1 protein-coding gene is annotated in these 603 nt (G+C 68.8%); it reads left to right on the forward strand.

Features of this window, described 5'->3' with window-relative positions:
* Positions 1–25: 25 nt before the first annotated feature.
* A partial coding sequence (locus ACLWS4_RS37285; RefSeq protein ID WP_416876463.1) for a GTP-binding protein occupies positions 26–603 on the forward strand: 578 nt, incomplete at its 3' end.

Genomic DNA, 603 nt, shown 5'->3' on the forward strand with positions numbered 1-603 from the left:
GTCACGCTGCTCGAAAGGGTCCTCAGTGGACTTCGCAAGCTCTAACGCGGCCGCCCCCACCCGCGCCACCACCTCCGCGAAGATCGTCGTCGCGGGCGGCTTCGGCGTCGGCAAGACCACGCTCGTCGGCGCCGTCTCCGAGATCAACCCCCTGCGCACCGAAGCCGTCATGACCTCGGCCTCCGCCGGCATCGACGACCTCAGCCACGTCTCCGGCAAGACGACCACCACCGTCGCCATGGACTTCGGCCGCATCACCCTCGACGAAGACCTCATCCTCTACCTCTTCGGCACCCCCGGACAGGACCGCTTCTGGTTCATGTGGGACGACCTCGTCCGAGGCGCCATCGGAGCCGTCGTCCTCGTCGACACCCGCCGCCTCGCCGACTGCTTCCCCGCCCTCGACTACTTCGAGAACAGCGGACTGCCCTTCGTCGTCGCCCTCAACGGCTTCGACGGACACCAGCCCCACACCCCCGACGAAGTCCGCGAAGCACTCCAACTCGGCGCCGACACCCCCGTCATCACCCTCGACGCCCGCCGCCGCGACAGCGCCAAGAGCGCCCTCATCACCCTCGTCGAACACGCCCTGCTCGCCCGGCT

This window comes from Kitasatospora sp. SC0581 (assembly GCF_048159585.1).
Taxonomy (GTDB): Bacteria; Actinomycetota; Actinomycetes; order Streptomycetales; family Streptomycetaceae; genus Kitasatospora.